A 16024-nucleotide genomic window follows, 5' to 3' on the forward strand; every position below is an offset into this window, starting at 1 on the left:
GCCGGGAATGATTTCGCGGTGCACGGGTCCGGGTCGGTACGATCGCCCTCATGCGTGCGCTCCGGTATGGCGCCGCGGCCCCACCTTCAGTCAGGAGAGACCGGTGTCAGACGTCCGTGTGATCATCCAACGCGATTCCGAGCGGGAAGAACGCGTGGTGACGACGGGCACTACGGCCGCCGAGCTCTTCGCCGGCCAGCGCTCGATCGTCGCGGCGCGCGTGGCGGGTGAGCTCAAGGACCTCGCCTACGAGGTCGGCGACGGTGAGACCGTCGAGGGCGTCGAGATCTCCTCCGAGGACGGCCTGAACATCCTGCGCCACTCCGCCGCGCACGTCATGGCGCAGGCCGTGCAGGAGCTGTTCCCCGAGGCCAAGCTGGGCATCGGCCCGCCGGTCAAGGACGGCTTCTACTACGACTTCGACGTGGAGAAGCCCTTCCACCCCGATGACCTCAAGGCCATCGAGAAGAAGATGCAGGAGATCCAGAAGCGGGGGCAGCGGTTCTCGCGCCGCGTCACCAGCGACGAGGCCGCCCGTGAGGAGCTGGCCAAGGAGCCGTACAAGCTGGAGCTGATCGGCCTCAAGGGCAACGCCGCGCAGGCCGCGGACGGCGCCGACGCCGAGGTGGGCAGTGGTGAGCTGACCATCTACGACAACCTCGACGCCAAGACCGGCGAGCTGTGCTGGAAGGACCTGTGCCGGGGACCGCACCTGCCGACCACCCGCGCCATCCCGGCCTTCAAGCTGATGCGCTCGGCCGCCGCCTACTGGCGCGGCAGTGAGAAGAACCCGCAGCTCCAGCGTATCTACGGCACCGCGTGGCCGACCAAGGACGAGCTGAAGGCGTACCTGGAGTTCCTGGCCGAGGCCGAGAAGCGCGACCACCGCAAGCTCGGGACCGAACTGGATCTGTTCTCCTTCCCCGACGAGCTGGGCCCCGGCCTCGCGGTGTTCCACCCCAAGGGCGGGGTGATCCGCAAGGTCATGGAGGACTACTCGCGCCGCCGGCACGAGGTCTCCGGCTACGAGTTCGTGAACACCCCGCACATCTCGAAGGAACACCTCTTCGAGATCTCCGGGCACCTGCCGCACTACGCGGAGGGCATGTTCCCGCCCATCCAGTTCGACGAGCAGAACTACCGCCTCAAGGCGATGAACTGCCCGATGCACAACCTGATCTTCAAGTCCCGCGGCCGCTCCTACCGCGAGCTGCCGCTGCGGCTCTTCGAATTCGGGACCGTGTACCGCTACGAGAAGTCGGGTGTCGTGCACGGCCTGACCCGCTCGCGCGGCTTCACCCAGGACGACTCGCACATCTACTGCACCAAGGAGCAGATGCCCCAGGAGCTGGACACGCTCCTGACCTTCGTCCTCGACCTGCTGCGCGACTACGGACTGAACGAGTTCGAGCTGGAGCTGTCCACCCGCGACGACTCCGACAAGTTCATCGGCTCCGAGGAGGACTGGGCGGAGGCCACCGAGGCGCTGCGCCAGGCCGCCGAGAAGCAGAACCTGCCGCTGGTTCCGGACCCGGGTGGCGCCGCGTACTACGGCCCGAAGATCTCGGTCCAGGCCAAGGACGCGATCGGACGGTCCTGGCAGATGTCGACCATCCAGGTCGACTTCAACCAGCCCAAGCGGTTCGGCCTCGAGTACACCGCCGCAGACGGCTCGCGCCAGCAGCCCGTCATGATCCACCGGGCGCTGTTCGGCTCCATCGAGCGGTTCTTCGGGGTCCTGCTGGAGCACTACGCCGGGGCCTTCCCGGCCTGGCTGGCCCCGGTCCAGGCGCTCGGCATCCCGATCGGCGACGCCCACGTGCCGTACCTGCACGAGTTCGCCGAGAAGGCCCGCGCCGCAGGCCTGCGCGTCGAGGTCGACACCTCCTCCGACCGGATGCAGAAGAAGATCCGCAACGCCCAGAAGCAGAAGGTGCCCTTCATGGTCATCGCGGGCGACGAGGACATGGCGAACGGCGCGGTCTCCTTCCGCTACCGCGACGGTTCCCAGGAGAACGGCATCCCCGTCGACGAGGCCATCGCGAAGATCGCGAAGGTGGTCGAGGAGCGGGTGCAGGTCTGATCGCGGGCTTGCGGGGCCCCCGGGATCTCCCGGGGGCCTTTCCCTGTCGCCGTACACGACGCCATATGCTGCACGCATGACGAGTGAGCCGGAGCAGCAGTTGGGAGTGGGGACGCAGGACGCGTTCCAGCGCCTGTGGACGCCCCACCGGATGGCCTACATCCAGGGCGAGAACAAGCCGAGCGGCCCGGGTGCCGACGACGGCTGCCCCTTCTGCTCGATCCCGGCCACATCCGACGAGGACGGGCTGGTCGTCCGCCGCGGTGAGCACGTGTACGCGGTGCTCAACCTGTACCCGTACAACGGCGGCCACCTGATGACCGTGCCGTACCGCCATGTCGCCGACTACACCGACCTGACCGACGTGGAGACCGCGGAGCTCGCCGCGCTGACCAAGCAGGCGATGACCGCGCTGCGCACCGCGTCCGGCGCCCACGGATTCAACATCGGGATGAACCAGGGCACGGTGGCCGGCGCGGGCATCGCCGCCCACCTCCACCAGCACATCGTGCCCCGCTGGGGTGGCGACACCAACTTCATGCCGGTGGTCGGCCACACGAAGGTGCTGCCCCAGCTCCTGGGCGACACCCGCAAGATGCTGGCGGAGGCCTGGCCCTCCGCCTAGCACCCGCCGGCGGGACCTACGCGTTGTAGAGGTCGGCCTTCCCGGGCGCCGCGTCCTGCACGGCCGTGCTCAGGAACGCCGACCGCGCGCCGAACTTCTCCGTGTCCACGCCGTTCTCCTCCAGCACCTTGATCGACGCCGCGTGCACCACCCGCAGCACCGGCGCCGCCGCGCGCAACGCGTCGTCGGCCATGAAGCGGTGCCGCCACGGCTGATCCGCCCACGCGTGCCGCAGACCGAACGGCTCCGGCAGCCCGATCGTGCCGCCGAGCCAGTTCAGCAGCGGCGGATACCAGGTGAGCGGAGCGCGGACGGCGAGGCGGACCACCTCGCCCGCGGTGACCAGCGGGAGCATCACCTTGCGCGTCTCCCACGGCTTGAACGACTTGGCGACCTCCTTGGAGGGCGCCTCGGGCTTGGCGGTGAACAGCGGGTTCACCGGACCGAGCGCGTGGCCGGTGACCTCGATGCGCAGCGTCTCGTGCAGCACGGTCACCGTGATCAGCATGGTGATGACCAACTGGCCGTCCCACAGCGTCCACTGCACACCCAGGTAGTGCCGGTCACCGGCACCGAACTGCTGCTTGTTGCAGATCTCCTGGATCGCGTGCGTCTTGACCTGGTACGCCTCGACGTCCGTGCCCTCCGGACGGGACACCGCCTTCGCGTTCTCGCCGATCGGCGTGACCACCCAGTGCCGTATGGACGGCTTGGTGAAACCGCCGGTGTTCAGCGGACCGCGTTCCAGCATGCGCAGCTGGTCGTGGATGGACTTCACGACGTCCCAGCTGCGGAAGGGGTGGATCTCGCGCGCCGGGTCGGCCGGTGCCAGGTCCTCGGCGAGGTGCCAGCCGCCCCAGCGCGTGCCCATGCCGAGTATGCCCTTGGGCCCGGCGTAGAACACGGAGTTGGACTGCTGCTCGGCGCCGAGCTTGGCCAGGGACTGGCGCAGCTGTTCGGCCGAGGTCTCGTTCGGGTTGCTGGGGACCGCCTCGGGCACCTTGGCGCCGACGCCGCTGCCCGACAGGAGCCCGTCCCAGCGCTCGCGGAGGTCCCTCGCGGTGCCCTCGCAGATCCGCTTGGCCCAGAACCAGCCCACGACCGGCAGGACGACCGCCGCGCGGGCGTACCAGGCCCAGAAGCCGGTGAAGGGCATCTTCAGGAGGAACAGCACGGCCAGCGCGGCGATCGCGAGCAGCACCGCGGTGCCCAGCGCACCGGCCTGCTTGTTCTCCGACTTGGCGACGGTGGTGCGGATCTGGAAGCCCAGCAGCCAGATCAGCATCCCGGGCAGGAAGAGCACGCCGCACAGCAGGATGACCATGGAGAGCCGGGCGTCGCGTGCCCTGCGGATGCCGTTGGCCGCCAGACAGTGCTCGACGACCACCTGCGGCTCCGCCCCGAAGGACTGGATGAGCGGCTTGCGGCCGCTGCCCAGCATGCGGTCGGCCACCGCGCGGGAGAAGGCCTCGCCGAGGTTGGGCCGGAAGAGCGTGGCCCAGGACCGGCCCGCGTTGAGGGTCGTCTGGTGCCATTCGTTGTCGGCCTTCTTGATCTCCGCCAACTCGCTGTCCCGGTAGGCGGCCGACGCCAGCGCGAAGGTGGCCGTCTGGCCACCGTCGTCCGTGCGCGGCACCTGCGGTCCGAAGAAGTCCGCGTAACCGCCGTCAACGGCCATTCCCGCCCCCGATCGCCACCACTGTCGCTCCTGCGGCCTTCCCGACTTCCCTGCCCCGCACACCTGTTGATCTGGTCATCAGCGTATCCGCAGCCGGCGGCACGCGTCACCGGACGCCGGAAGGCGCCCCCACGCGCGCGGGTCGAGCCGCCGGGCGCGCCGTCGCGCGCGGGGCGGAGCGCCGCCGGCACGGGCGGTCCCGCGCTGGCGGCCGGGCGCCGCTACGACGCCGCGCGCACCTCCTCGGGCAGCCGGTCGGCGACCTGCTGCGGCATCGGTTCGTGGCGCGCGTAGCGGCGGTCGAAGCGCGCGGTGCCGTGCGAGAGGGAGCGCAGGTCGACCGCGTATCGGCCGATCTCGATCTCGGGCACCTCGGCCCGGATCAGGGTCCGGCCCCCGGTCGTCTGCTCGGTGCCGAGCACCTTGCCGCGCCGCCCCGACAGGTCGCTCATCACCGCGCCCACGTAGTCGTCGCCGACCAGGACGCTCACCTCGGCCACCGGCTCCAGCAGATGGATCCTGGCCTGCGCGGCGGCCTCCCGCAGCGCCAGCGCGCCGGCCGTCTGGAAGGCGGCGTCGGAGGAGTCCACCGAGTGCGCCTTGCCGTCCAGCAGCGTGACCCGCACGTCGATCAGCGGATGGCCCGCCGCGACGCCCTTGGCGGCCTGCGCGCGCACGCCCTTCTCGACGGACGGGATGAACTGCCGGGGCACGGCGCCGCCGACCACCTTGTCCACGAACTCGACGCCCGCGCCGTTCGGCAGCGGCTCCACCTCGATCTCGCAGATGGCGTACTGCCCGTGCCCGCCGGACTGCTTCACGTGCCGCCCGCGCCCGCCCGCACGGTCGCCGAACGTCTCCCGCAGGGACACCCGGTGCGGTACGACGTCGACCTGGACGCCGTAGCGGCTGCGCAGCCGCTCCAGGGCCACGTCGGCGTGCGCCTCGCCCAGGCACCACAGGACCACCTGGTGCGTGTCCTGGTTGTGCTCCAGGCGCATCGTCGGATCCTCGGCGACCAGCCGCGCGAGCCCCTGGGACAGTTTGTCCTCGTCGGGCTTGCTGTGCGCCTCGATGGCGAGCGGCAGCAGCGGATCGGGCATCTCCCAGGGAGCCATCAGCAGCGGGTCCTCCTTGGCCGAGAGCGTGTCCCCGGTCTCCGCGCGGCTCAGCTTGGCCACGCACGCCAGGTCGCCCGCGATCACGTGCGAGACCGGCCGCTGCTGCTTGCCGAACGGCGTCGACAGGGCGCCGATCCGCTCGTCGACGTCGTGATCCTCGTGGCCGCGGTCGGCGAGCCCGTGACCGGAGACGTGCACCGTCTGGTCGGCGCGCAGGGTGCCGGAGAACACCCGGACCATCGAGATCCGGCCGACGTACGGGTCGGACGACGTCTTGACGACCTCCGCGACCAGTGACTCCCCGGGATCGCACATCCGCAGCTCGCGCCCGGCGCCCCCGGGCGTGGTCACCCGGGGTGCCTCCCGCTCCAGCGGTGTAGGAAAACCACGGGTGATCAGCTCCAGCAGCTCGACGGTGCCCAGTCCCTGCCGGGCGCCCTCCGCCGCGGGAGCCGCGGCCAGCACCGGGAAGAACACGCCGCGCGCGACGGCCCGCTCCAGGTCCTCGACGAGCGTCTTGACGTCGACCTGCTCACCGCCGAGATAGCGCTCCATGAGGGTCTCGTCCTCGCTCTCCGAGATGATCCCCTCGATCAGCATGGAGCGGGCCTCGTCGATCACCGGCAGCTCCGCCTCGCCCGGCTCGGACTCCTCGCGCTCGCCCGACGCGTAGTCGAACAGCTTCCGCGACAGCAGGCCGATGAGTCCGGTCACGGGCGCGTGCCCGTCGGGCGCCGGAGCCCCGCGCAACGGCAGGTACAGCGGCAGCACCGCGTCGGGATCGTCCCCGCCGAAGGCCTCCGCGCAGATCCGCGTCATCTCCTCGAAGTCCGCGCGGGCGGCCTCCAGGTGCGTGATCACGATGGCGCGCGGCATGCCGACGGCGGCGCACTCCTCCCACACCATGCGGGTCGAGCCGTCCACCCCGTCGGAGGCCGAGACGACGAAGAGGGCCGCGTCCGCCGCGCGCAGACCGGCCCTCAGCTCACCGACGAAGTCGGCGTACCCGGGAGTGTCCAGGAGATTGATCTTGATGCCGTCCCATTCGACCGGCACCAGGGAGAGCTGTACGGAGCGCTGCTGCCGGTGCTCCATCTCGTCGTAGTCCGAGACGCAGCCGCCGTCCTCCACACGGCCCGCCCGGTTCACCGCTCCCGCGGTCAGCGCGAGAGCCTCCACCAAAGTCGTCTTGCCCGATCCGGAGTGGCCGACCAGCACCACATTCCGTACGGATGCGGGATGGTCGGCCGCCGTTGCCCTTCCGGCGGCTCCGGGATGGGTGTGGTGTGCCTTGTCGCCCATGTCCTGCCTCCCGTGCACGGTGAGGTCCCTGTGGGCGCGGACACGCGGGACCGCGTGCACTGGCGGCTCCGGCGACGCCCGCGGTCCTTCGAGCTTTCCACTCACTTCACGCCGCGTCCATACGAAGGACCCGATCCCATCGCCCGCCGGCCGCCGGGACGGGGGTCCGGGTGCCCGGCCCACGCCCACGCGCGCGCGTGACTACGATGGGCCAGCCGGTGGCCAGCAGGGGCCGCGGCCACACCGACCGTCGGGAAGGCCATGCTGAACAAGTACGCGCGTGCATTCTTCACGCGTGTCCTCACACCGTTCGCCGCGTTTCTCATCCGCCGGGGGGTCAGCCCGGACACGGTCACGCTCCTGGGCACCGCGGGTGTGGTCGCGGGCGCGCTGGTCTTCTACCCCATGGGTGAGTTCTTCTGGGGAACGGTGGTGATCACGCTCTTCGTCTTCTCGGACCTCGTCGACGGCAACATGGCCCGCCAGCTCGGCCGCTCCAGCCGCTGGGGCGCGTTCCTGGACTCCACCCTGGACCGGGTCGCCGACGGCGCGATCTTCGGCGGATTCGCCCTCTGGTACGCGGGCGGCGGCGACGACATCATCCTGTGCGCGGTGTCGATCTTCTGCCTCGCCAGCGGCCAGGTGGTGTCGTACACCAAGGCGCGCGGCGAGTCGATCGGCCTGCCGGTCGCCGTCAACGGCCTGGTCGAGCGGGCCGAGCGGCTCGTCGTCTCCCTGGTCGCGGCCGGATTCGCGGGCCTGCACAAGTTCGGTGTCCCCGTCATCCAGTACCTCCTGCCGATCGCCCTGTGGATCGTCGCCGTCGGCAGCCTCGTCACGCTCGTCCAGCGGGTCGTCACGGTCCGCCGGGAGGCCGCCGAGGCCGACGCCGCCGCGCAGGAGAGCCATGGCACCGAGGCGGCCAAGTGAGCGCTCGCGACCGGCTGACCGACGCCCTGTACGGCGCCGGCTGGAGCACCGTGAAGACGCTGCCCGAACCGGCCGCCGTACGGCTCGGGCGGACCGTCGCGGACCTGGCCTGGAAGCAGCGTGGCGCGGGCGTGCGGCGCCTGGAGAGCAACTACGCGCGTGTGGTGCCGGGCGCGAGCCCGGAACGCCTGGCCGCCCTCTCGCGCGCGGGCATGCGCTCGTACCTGCGCTACTGGATGGAGTCCTTCCGGCTCCCGGCATGGAGCCGCGAACGGATCGGGACCGGCTTCACCCCCGAGGACCTGCACCACCTCACCGACGGCATGAACGCCGGAAAGGGCGTGGTCCTCGCCCTGCCGCACCTGGCCAACTGGGACCTCGCGGGCGCCTGGGTCACCACGAAACTGGGCATCCCCTTCACCACGGTCGCCGAGCGGCTCAAGCCGGAGACCCTGTACGACCGTTTCGTCGCCTACCGCGAGTCCCTCGGCATGGAGGTGCTCCCGCACAGCGGCGGCACGGCCTTCGGCACCCTGGCCAGGCGGCTGCGCGACGGCGGCCTGGTCTGCCTGGTCGCCGACCGCGACCTGTCCGCCTCCGGCGTGGAGGTCGACTTCTTCGGCGAGACGGCCCGCATGCCGGCCGGACCCGCCCTGCTCGCCCAGCAGACCGGCGCGCGGCTGCTGCCGGTGACGCTCTGGTACGACGACTCACCGGTCATGCGCGGCCGGGTGCACCCGCCGGTCGCGGTCCCGGAGTCAGGCACCCGGGCCGAGAAGACGTCTGCCATGACACAGGCGCTGGCCGACGCCTTCGCCACGGGGATCGCCGACCATCCGGAGGACTGGCACATGCTCCAGCGCTTGTGGCTGAAGGACCTCGACCCCGCCAAGGCACCCGCGGCGGCCGACGGACAGGGCGCCTCGTGAGGATCGGCATCGTCTGCCCGTACTCCTGGGACGTCCCCGGCGGCGTCCAGTTCCACATCCGGGACCTCGCCGAGTACTTCGTCCGCCTGGGCCACGAGGTGTCCGTCCTCGCCCCCGCGGACGACGACACGCCCCTGCCCCCGTACGTCGTCTCCGCCGGGCGCGCCGTGCCGGTGCCGTACAACGGCTCGGTGGCCCGGCTGAACTTCGGCTTCCTCTCGGCCGCCCGGGTGCGGCGCTGGCTGCACGACGGCGCCTTCGACGTCATCCACATCCACGAGCCGACCTCGCCCTCGCTGGGCCTGCTCACCTGCTGGGCGGCGCAGGGCCCGATCGTGGCCACCTTCCACACGTCCAACCCGCGCTCCCGCGCGATGATCGCCGCGTACTCGATCCTCCAGGCTGCCCTGGAGAAGATCAGCGCCCGGATCGCGGTGAGCGAGTACGCCCGCCGCACCCTCGTCGAGCACCTCGGCGGGGACGCGGTCGTCATCCCCAACGGCGTCGACGTCGACTTCTTCGCCGGCGCCGAGCCCAAGTCCGAGTGGCAGGGGGAGACGATCGGCTTCATGGGCCGCATCGACGAACCCCGCAAGGGGCTGCCGGTGCTGATGCGGGCCCTGCCGAAGATCCTCGCCGCCCGTCCGCAGACCCGGCTGCTGGTCGCCGGGCGCGGCGACGAGGAGGAGGCCGTGGAGAGCCTGCCGAAGGCACTGCGCTCCCGGGTGGAGTTCCTCGGCATGGTCAGCGACGAGGACAAGGCCCGCTTCCTGCGCAGCGTCGACCTGTACGTGGCGCCCAACACCGGCGGCGAGAGCTTCGGCATCATCCTCGTCGAGGCCATGTCGGCCGGTGCCCCCGTCCTCGCCTCCGACCTGGACGCATTCGCCCAGGTCCTCGACCGGGGCGCCGCGGGCGAGCTGTTCCCCAACGAGGACGCCGACGCGCTGGCCGACGCCGCGGTGCGGCTGCTCGCCGACCCGGAGCGCCGCGCCGCGCTGCGGGAGCGGGGCAGCGCCCACGTACGGCGCTTCGACTGGTCCACGGTCGGCGCGGACATCCTCTCCGTCTACGAGACGGTGACGGCGGGCGCGGCGGCGGTGGCGGCGGACGACCGGGCGACCGGGCTCAGGGCACGCTTCGGGCTGGCCCGGGACTGACCGGCCGGCCCCACCGATAGGGTTGCGGCCCGTGACCGCAACCCTGATCTGGATCCTGGTCGTCCTCGTCGCCGTCGGCCTGTATCTCAGCTGGACGGCGGGACGGCTCGACCGGCTGCACGCCCGGATCGACGCCGCCCGGGCCGCCCTCGACGCGCAGTTGCTGCGCAGAGCCTCCGTCGCCCAGGAACTCGCCACCTCGGGCGTGCTCGACCCGGCCGCCTCCATGGTGCTGTACGAGGCCACGCACGCCGCCCGGCAGGCCGAGGAGGAGCTGCGGGAGGTGGCCGAGAGCGAGCTGAGCCAGGCTCTGCGGGCCGTCCTCGCCGATCCGCCGCAGGTCGACGCGTTGCGCGAGGCACCCGGGGGAGAGGAGGCGGCCCACGAGCTGGCCGAGGCCGTACGACGGGTCCCGATGGCGCGGCGCTTCCACAACGACGCGGTGGGCGCGGCCCGCCGGCTGCGTGAGCACCGCAAGGTCCGCTGGTTCCGCCTCGCGGGCCACGCCCCCTTCCCGCTGGCCTTCGAGATGGACGACGAGCCGCCGGCGGCCCTGGTGGACCGGGCCGCCTGAGCCGGCGCCGCTTTCCCGCCCCCGCCGCCGCCCGCGCCAAAACGATCCACCGGCTTCCCATTGGCCCTTGCTGTGGCCTGGTCCCCTCGCGTTTCCTCGTTGCTGCACAAACCCCCTTCCCCTCAGCGAGGTACCCGTGTCCAGCACGCTCTCCGAAAACCAGGCCCCCGAGACGGGCACCGCGCGCGTGAAGCGCGGCATGGCCGAGCAGCTCAAGGGCGGCGTGATCATGGACGTCGTCACGCCGGAGCAGGCGAAGATCGCCGAGGACGCGGGCGCCGTCGCGGTCATGGCCCTCGAGCGGGTCCCGGCCGACATCCGCAAGGACGGCGGCGTGGCCCGGATGTCCGACCCGGACATGATCGAGGGCATCATCGGCGCGGTCTCCATCCCCGTGATGGCGAAGTCCCGCATCGGCCACTTCGTCGAGGCCCAGGTCCTGCAGTCCCTCGGCGTCGACTACATCGACGAGTCCGAGGTCCTCACCCCGGCCGACGAGGTCAACCACAGCGACAAGTTCGCCTTCACCACCCCGTTCGTCTGCGGCGCCACCAACCTCGGCGAGGCCCTGCGCCGCATCGCCGAGGGCGCCGCGATGATCCGCTCCAAGGGCGAGGCCGGCACCGGCAACGTCGTCGAGGCCGTCCGCCACCTGCGCCAGATCAAGAACGAGATCGCCCGCCTGCGCGGCTACGACAACAACGAGCTGTACGCCGCGGCCAAGGACCTGCGTGCCCCCTACGAGCTGGTCAAGGAGGTCTCCGAGCTGGGCCGCCTCCCCGTGGTGCTCTTCTCCGCGGGCGGCGTCGCCACCCCGGCCGACGCCGCGCTGATGCGCCAGCTCGGCGCCGAGGGCGTCTTCGTCGGCTCCGGCATCTTCAAGTCCGGCGACCCGGCCAAGCGCGCCGCAGCCATCGTGAAGGCGACCACCTTCTACGACGACCCGAAGATCATCGCGGACGCGTCCCGCAACCTCGGCGAGGCCATGGTCGGCATCAACTGCGACACCCTCCCCGAGACCGAGCGCTACGCCAACCGCGGCTGGTAAGGCACCTGATCCCATGAACGACAGCCCCGTCATCGGCGTCCTGGCCCTCCAGGGCGACGTACGGGAGCACCTCGTGGCCCTGGCCGCGGCCGACGCCGTGGCCAGGCCGGTCAGGCGCCCCGAGGAGCTCGCAGAGGTGGACGGCCTGGTCATCCCGGGCGGCGAGTCCACCACCATCTCGAAACTGGCCGTCCTCTTCGGAGTGATGGAGCCCCTCCGCGCGCGCGTGCGGGACGGTCTGCCCGTCTACGGCACCTGCGCCGGCATGATCATGCTGGCCGACAAGATCCTCGACCCGCGCTCCGGGCAGGAGACGGTGGGCGGCATCGACATGATCGTGCGCCGCAACGCCTTCGGCCGCCAGAACGAGTCCTTCGAGGCGGCCGTCGACCTCAAGGGCGTCCCGGGCGACCCCGTGGAGGGCGTCTTCATCCGCGCCCCCTGGGTGGAGTCCGTCGGCGCCGCGGCCGAGGTGCTCGCCGAGCACGAGGGCCACATCGTCGCCGTCCGCCAGGGCAGCGCGCTGGCGACGTCCTTCCACCCGGAGCTGACCGGCGACCACCGGGTGCACCGTCTCTTCGCCGACATGGTGCGCGCGAACCGGGAGGCGGAGTCCTTGTAGGATTCCCCGGGTACCTCCCAGGCTCCTCAAGCGCTGGGGGAGTCCGTACAAAGACGGGTTACGCGAAGGAGACAGGCAGATGTCCGGCCACTCTAAATGGGCTACGACGAAGCACAAGAAGGCCGTGATCGACGCCAAGCGCGGCAAGCTCTTCGCGAAGCTGATCAAGAACATCGAGGTCGCGGCCCGCATGGGCGGCGTCGACATCGAGGGCAACCCGACCCTGTACGACGCCATCCAGAAGGCGAAGAAGCAGTCGGTGCCCAACAAGAACATCGACTCCGCGGTCAAGCGCGGCGGTGGCCTCGAGGCCGGCGGCGCCGACTACGAGACGATCATGTACGAGGGCTACGGGCCGAACGGCGTCGCGGTGCTCATCGAGTGCCTCACCGACAACCGCAACCGCGCCGCCTCCGACGTCCGCGTCGCCATGACCCGCAACGGCGGCTCCATGGCCGACCCGGGCTCCGTGTCCTACCTGTTCAACCGCAAGGGGGTCGTGATCGTCCCCAAGGGCGAGCTGGGTGAGGACGACGTCCTCACCGCTGTCCTGGACGCGGGCGCCGAGGAGGTCAACGACCTCGGCGAGTCCTTCGAGGTGCTCAGCGAGGCCACCGACCTGGTCGCGGTCCGCACCGCCCTCCAGGACGCCGGCATCGACTACGAGTCCGCCGACGCCAACTTCGTCCCCACCATGCAGGTGGAGCTGGACGAGGACGGCGCCCGGAAGATCTTCCGGCTCATCGACGCCCTGGAGGACAGCGACGACGTGCAGAACGTCTTCGCCAACTTCGACGTGAGCGACGAGGTCATGGAGAAGGTCGACGCGTAACGCGCCCCAGCTCAGCGGGCCGGCGGGGACACACCCCGTCGGCCCGTCGCTCTGTCGGTGGCACCCGATAGCCTGCACAAACAGGTGATCGAGGAGAGGGGGGCGGGCATGCGCGTTCTGGGGGTGGACCCGGGGCTGACCCGCTGCGGGATCGGCGTCGTGGAGGGCGTCGCGGGCCGGCCGCTCACCATGATCGGCGTCGGTGTCGTCCGCACCCGCGCGGACGACGACCTCGGCCACCGGCTGGTCGCCGTCGAGCGGGGCATCGAGCAGTGGCTGGACGAGCACCGGCCGGACCACGTCGCCGTGGAGCGCGTCTTCAGCCAGCACAACGTGCGCACCGTGATGGGCACCGCCCAGGCCAGCGCCGTAGCGATCCTCTGCGCCTCCCGCCGCGGCATCCCCGTCGCCCTGCACACCCCCAGCGAGGTCAAGGCCGCCGTCACCGGCAGCGGCCGGGCGGACAAGGCGCAGGTCGGCGCCATGGTCACCCGGCTGCTGCGGCTCTCCGCGCCGCCCAAACCGGCCGACGCCGCCGACGCCCTCGCGCTCGCCGTCTGCCACATCTGGCGCGCCCCCGCACAGAACCGGCTCCAGCAAGCCGTCGCTCTGCACACCTCCCGGGGCCCGGCCGGCCCCAGGAGCCCGCACACCCCTCACCCGTCGAAAGGCACCACGGCATGATCGCCTTCGTCAGCGGCACCGTCGCCGCCCTCGCCCCCGACGCCGCGGTGGTGGAGGTCGGCGGCGTCGGCATGGCCGTCCAGTGCACGCCGAACACCCTCTCCACCCTCCGCCTCGGCAAGCCCGCCAGACTCGCCACCTCCCTCGTCGTCCGCGAGGACTCGCTCACGCTGTACGGCTTCGCCGACGACGACGAGCGCCAGGTCTTCGAGCTGCTCCAGACGGCCAGCGGCGTCGGCCCCCGCCTGGCCCAGGCGATGCTCGCCGTGCACAGCCCCGACGCCCTGCGCAGAGCCGTCTCCACCGGCGACGAGAAGGCGCTCACCGCCGTCCCGGGCATCGGCAAGAAGGGCGCGCAGAAGCTGCTCCTGGAGCTGAGGGACCGCCTCGGCGAGCCCATCGGAGCCCCCGCCGTCGGAGCCCCCGTCAGCACCGGCTGGCGCGACCAGCTGCACGCGGCCCTGATCGGCCTCGGGTACGCGACCCGCGAGGCCGACGAGGCCGTGACCGCCGTGGCCCCCCAGGCCGAGGCCGCCGGGGGCACGCCCCAGGTCGGGCAACTGCTGAAGGCGGCCCTGCAGACCCTGAACCGCGCCCGCTGAACCGCCACCACCGACCCCCGAGGCACACCACATGAACTGGGACGACACGACCGACCCGTCCGACGCCCCCGAAGGACTCGTCGGCTCCGCCGAGGAGCGGCTGGTGGGCTCCGTCGCCGACGGTGAGGACCAGGCGGTGGAGGCCGCCCTGCGCCCCAAGGACCTGGGCGAGTTCATCGGCCAGGAGAAGGTCCGCGAACAGCTCGACCTCGTGCTGCGGGCCGCACGCGCGCGCGGCGCCACCGCCGACCACGTGCTCCTCTCCGGCGCCCCCGGCCTCGGCAAGACCACCCTCTCGATGATCATCGCCGCGGAGATGGGCGCCCCCATCCGCATCACCTCCGGCCCCGCCATCCAGCACGCCGGCGACCTCGCCGCGATCCTCTCCTCGCTCCAGGAGGGCGAGGTCCTCTTCCTCGACGAGATCCACCGCATGTCGCGGCCCGCCGAGGAGATGCTCTACATGGCGATGGAGGACTTCCGCGTCGACGTGATCGTCGGCAAGGGGCCCGGTGCCACCGCCATCCCTCTGGAGCTGCCCCCCTTCACCCTGGTCGGCGCCACCACACGCGCGGGACTGCTCCCGCCGCCGCTGCGCGACCGCTTCGGCTTCACCGCCCACATGGAGTTCTACGGCCCGGCCGAACTGGAACGGGTGATCCACCGCTCGGCCGGCCTGCTCGACGTGGAGATCGACCCCGCGGGCGCCGCCGAGATCGCCGGCCGCTCCCGCGGCACCCCCCGCATCGCCAACCGCCTGCTGCGCCGCGTGCGCGACTACGCGCAGGTCAAGGCCGACGGCCTGATCACCCGCGAGATCGCTTCGGCCGCCCTGGCGGTCTACGAGGTCGACGAGCGGGGCCTGGACCGGCTCGACCGCGGTGTCCTGGAGGCCTTGCTCAAGCTGTTCGGCGGCGGTCCGGTGGGCCTGTCCACGCTCGCCGTCGCCGTGGGGGAGGAGCGTGAGACAGTGGAAGAGGTCGCCGAACCCTTTCTCGTGAGGGAGGGCCTCCTCGCCCGCACCCCACGGGGGCGGGTCGCGACGCCGGCGGCCTGGGCGCATCTCGGGCTCACCCCGCCCGGTGCGCAGACCACCGGAAACGGACAACAGGACTTGTTCGGGACGTGACATCCCCGTCACGACGAGGACATTCGCCCGAGCAGGAACCCCAGTGCCATGCTGAGCGTTGTTCCCTGCGCGCGGACTCGCTTAGACTCCGCCGATGCCGCCCTTGTCGGCGGCGTACACACCCCCAACCATCAGGCCGCTCACCATCGCGGTCGTGTGAAGGAAGTACCGACCCGTGAGTCTCGTGACCCTCCTCCCGTTCATCGTGCTCATCGGGGCCATGTTCCTGATGACCCGGTCGGCGAAGAAGAAGCAGCAGCAGGCCGCCGACATGCGGAACCAGATGCAGCCCGGTTCCGGTGTCCGCACCATCGGGGGCATGTACGCCACGGTCAAGGAGGTCAACGACGACACGGTCCTCCTTGACGCCGGTCCGGGCGTCGACCTGCTCTTCGCCAAGAACAGCATCGGTGCCGTCCTGACCGACGACGAGTACAACCGCATCGTCCACGGCATCGAGCACGACCTGAAGTCGGACGCCGACGTCGTCCCGGACGACGCCTCCTCCCTCACCGAGTCCGACGCCGCCACCGACGACCAGCCCGTCGACCTCGGCAAGAAGGACGCGGACGACGAGCCGGCCGGGGAGCCGACGGCCGACGCCGCGCCCGCCGAGGCGAAGGCCGACGAGCAGGCGAAGAAGTCCGACGGCGGTTCCGAGGCGAAGTAAGCCGTGCCCCGGGGTGCGCGGGGACGTCCTGGACG

Annotated in this window: 15 protein-coding genes; 13 read left to right on the plus strand and 2 right to left on the minus strand. The window is 71.4% G+C overall.

The genetic code is table 11. The features are described from left to right. Window positions 1-103 precede the first annotated feature (103 nt). Window positions 104-2083, plus strand: coding sequence for a threonine--tRNA ligase (gene thrS, locus ACFW01_RS33190; RefSeq protein WP_234958312.1), 1980 nt, complete (start codon window positions 104-106; stop codon window positions 2081-2083). A 76-nt stretch (window positions 2084-2159) separates the two neighbouring features. Then, the gene (locus tag ACFW01_RS33195; protein ID WP_234958311.1) at window positions 2160-2708 is read left to right on the plus strand and encodes an HIT domain-containing protein; all 549 of its coding nucleotides are present in this window, start codon (window positions 2160-2162) and stop codon (window positions 2706-2708) included. 16 nt (window positions 2709-2724) lie between these two features. Here the strand turns inward: ACFW01_RS33195 and ACFW01_RS33200 are convergent, their stop codons facing one another. Beyond that, complete coding sequence (locus ACFW01_RS33200; RefSeq protein ID WP_234958310.1) at window positions 2725-4386, minus strand: hypothetical protein; 1662 nt, start codon at window positions 4384-4386, stop codon at window positions 2725-2727. A gap of 221 nt (window positions 4387-4607) precedes the next feature. Further along, complete coding sequence (locus tag ACFW01_RS33205) at window positions 4608-6809, minus strand: elongation factor G-like protein EF-G2 (protein WP_234958309.1); 2202 nt, start codon at window positions 6807-6809, stop codon at window positions 4608-4610. Between the two features lie 261 nt (window positions 6810-7070). On the opposite strand from ACFW01_RS33205, the gene pgsA reads away from it, so the two are divergent. From pgsA to yajC, 11 genes are all read left to right on the plus strand, one after another. Further along, window positions 7071-7739, plus strand: a complete 669-nt coding sequence (pgsA, locus tag ACFW01_RS33210; RefSeq protein ID WP_234958308.1) for a phosphatidylinositol phosphate synthase — start codon at window positions 7071-7073, stop codon at window positions 7737-7739. Next, on the plus strand, window positions 7736-8668 hold the full coding sequence (locus tag ACFW01_RS33215; protein WP_234958307.1) for a phosphatidylinositol mannoside acyltransferase: 933 nt from the start codon (window positions 7736-7738) through the stop codon (window positions 8666-8668). Before pgsA ends, ACFW01_RS33215 begins: the two co-directional genes overlap by 4 nt. Then, window positions 8665-9828 (plus strand): glycosyltransferase family 4 protein, encoded by a 1164-nt coding sequence (locus tag ACFW01_RS33220; protein WP_234958306.1) that lies wholly within the window; start codon window positions 8665-8667, stop codon window positions 9826-9828. The genes ACFW01_RS33215 and ACFW01_RS33220 overlap by 4 nt, the downstream gene beginning before the upstream one ends. A gap of 31 nt (window positions 9829-9859) precedes the next feature. Then, on the plus strand, window positions 9860-10402 hold the full coding sequence (locus tag ACFW01_RS33225; protein WP_234958305.1) for a hypothetical protein: 543 nt from the start codon (window positions 9860-9862) through the stop codon (window positions 10400-10402). Window positions 10403-10538: 136 nt separating this feature from the next. Then, entirely contained in the window at window positions 10539-11450 is a 912-nt protein-coding gene (pdxS, locus tag ACFW01_RS33230) for a pyridoxal 5'-phosphate synthase lyase subunit PdxS (RefSeq protein ID WP_087810331.1), read from the plus strand. A gap of 13 nt (window positions 11451-11463) precedes the next feature. Then, window positions 11464-12072, plus strand: coding sequence for a pyridoxal 5'-phosphate synthase glutaminase subunit PdxT (gene pdxT / locus ACFW01_RS33235; RefSeq protein ID WP_384509850.1), 609 nt, complete (start codon window positions 11464-11466; stop codon window positions 12070-12072). Window positions 12073-12151: 79 nt separating this feature from the next. Then, entirely contained in the window at window positions 12152-12904 is a 753-nt protein-coding gene (locus tag ACFW01_RS33240) for a YebC/PmpR family DNA-binding transcriptional regulator (RefSeq protein WP_234958303.1), read from the plus strand. Window positions 12905-13012: 108 nt separating this feature from the next. Further along, window positions 13013-13588, plus strand: coding sequence for a crossover junction endodeoxyribonuclease RuvC (gene ruvC / locus ACFW01_RS33245; protein WP_234958302.1), 576 nt, complete (start codon window positions 13013-13015; stop codon window positions 13586-13588). Then, window positions 13585-14190, plus strand: coding sequence for a Holliday junction branch migration protein RuvA (ruvA, locus tag ACFW01_RS33250; protein WP_234958301.1), 606 nt, complete (start codon window positions 13585-13587; stop codon window positions 14188-14190). Before ruvC ends, ruvA begins: the two co-directional genes overlap by 4 nt. A gap of 31 nt (window positions 14191-14221) precedes the next feature. Next, on the plus strand, window positions 14222-15319 hold the full coding sequence (ruvB, locus tag ACFW01_RS33255; RefSeq protein ID WP_234958300.1) for a Holliday junction branch migration DNA helicase RuvB: 1098 nt from the start codon (window positions 14222-14224) through the stop codon (window positions 15317-15319). A 175-nt stretch (window positions 15320-15494) separates the two neighbouring features. Then, on the plus strand, window positions 15495-15989 hold the full coding sequence (gene yajC / locus ACFW01_RS33260) for a preprotein translocase subunit YajC (protein ID WP_234958299.1): 495 nt from the start codon (window positions 15495-15497) through the stop codon (window positions 15987-15989). Window positions 15990-16024 lie beyond the last annotated feature (35 nt).

The organism is Streptomyces sp. NPDC058985, from assembly GCF_042740985.1.
GTDB lineage: Bacteria > Actinomycetota > Actinomycetes > Streptomycetales > Streptomycetaceae > Streptomyces.

Excerpts from the sequence above, each read along its gene's own strand:
- ACFW01_RS33195 (WP_234958311.1), top strand. The coding sequence starts at position 2,160 with ATGACGAGTGAGCCGGAGCAGCAGTTGGGAGTGGGGACGCAGGACGCG.
- ACFW01_RS33200 (WP_234958310.1), bottom strand. The coding sequence starts at position 4,386 with ATGGCCGTTGACGGCGGTTACGCGGACTTCTTCGGACCGCAGGTGCCG.
- ACFW01_RS33205 (WP_234958309.1), bottom strand. The coding sequence starts at position 6,809 with ATGGGCGACAAGGCACACCACACCCATCCCGGAGCCGCCGGAAGGGCA.
- pgsA (WP_234958308.1), top strand. The coding sequence starts at position 7,071 with ATGCTGAACAAGTACGCGCGTGCATTCTTCACGCGTGTCCTCACACCG.
- pdxT (WP_384509850.1), top strand. The coding sequence starts at position 11,464 with ATGAACGACAGCCCCGTCATCGGCGTCCTGGCCCTCCAGGGCGACGTA.
- ACFW01_RS33240 (WP_234958303.1), top strand. The coding sequence starts at position 12,152 with ATGTCCGGCCACTCTAAATGGGCTACGACGAAGCACAAGAAGGCCGTG.
- ruvC (WP_234958302.1), top strand. The coding sequence starts at position 13,013 with ATGCGCGTTCTGGGGGTGGACCCGGGGCTGACCCGCTGCGGGATCGGC.
- ruvA (WP_234958301.1), top strand. The coding sequence starts at position 13,585 with ATGATCGCCTTCGTCAGCGGCACCGTCGCCGCCCTCGCCCCCGACGCC.
- ruvB (WP_234958300.1), top strand. The coding sequence starts at position 14,222 with ATGAACTGGGACGACACGACCGACCCGTCCGACGCCCCCGAAGGACTC.